Source organism: Nguyenibacter vanlangensis (assembly GCF_013376155.1).
Lineage (GTDB): Bacteria > Pseudomonadota > Alphaproteobacteria > Acetobacterales > Acetobacteraceae > Gluconacetobacter > Gluconacetobacter vanlangensis.
The window spans coordinates 1-887 of record NZ_JABXXP010000950.1 but is presented as its reverse complement, the minus strand read 5'-3'; the positions used below and the strand labels follow the sequence as shown (position 1 = coordinate 887).

The 887-nt window shown below is 69.7% G+C and carries 1 protein-coding gene; it reads left to right on the top strand.

The genetic code is table 11. The features are described from left to right. A partial coding sequence (locus HUK84_RS20385; protein ID WP_176641822.1) for a 3-hydroxyacyl-CoA dehydrogenase family protein occupies positions 1-887 on the top strand: 887 nt, incomplete at both ends.

The window sequence follows — 887 nt, the reverse complement described above, 5'->3', positions numbered from 1 at the left end:
GTCCGGACCGCGACGCGCTGGCGCGCGGCGCGGTCAAACGGATGCGCGCATCCGATCCCCCGCCCTTCATGTCGCCCGGCGCCGCCCGGCTGGTCGCGACCGGCAATATCGAGGACGACCTGGCCGCAATCGAAACCTGCGACTGGATCATCGAGGCGATCGTCGAGGACCCGGCGGCCAAGCGCGACCTGTATCGCCGCCTGGACGCCGAACGCCGCCCCGGCACGCCGATCAGCTCGAATACCTCGACCATTCCGCTGGACGCGCTGCTTCAGGACCTGCCCGAACATATCCAGCGCGATGTCCTCATCACCCATTTCTTCAACCCGCCGCGCCATATGCGCCTGATGGAACTCGTCCATGGGCCCCGGACCGATCCCGCGCACGTCGCGCGCATCGCCGGCTTCGCGGATCGCGTGCTGGGCAAGACGGTGGTCATGGCCAAGGACCGCCCGGGCTTCATCGCCAACCGGATCGGCGCCTTCTGGGTGCAATGCGGCATCCAGGCGGCGATCGCCCTGGGCCTGACGGTCGAGGAAGCCGATGCCGTCCTCTCGGCGCCGTTCGGCATTCCCAAGACCGGGATCTTCGGCCTGTCCGACCTGGTCGGGCTGGATCTGATGCCGCAGATCGACCGCAGCATGCGGGCCCGCCTGCCGCCCTCCGACCGGTTCGTCACCGAACTGGCGCCTGTGGCACTGATCGAAACCATGGTCGCCGGCGGCTATACCGGCCGCAAGGGCAAGGGCGGCTTCTACCGGCTGGACCGGACCGGCGGAAGCCGGGCCGCGCCGGTCAAGCAATCGATTAATCTCCGCACCGGCGCCTATGCCCCGTCCGAACGGGTCACGCTGCCCGCCGCCCTGCGCGCCGATCCCGCCGCCCTG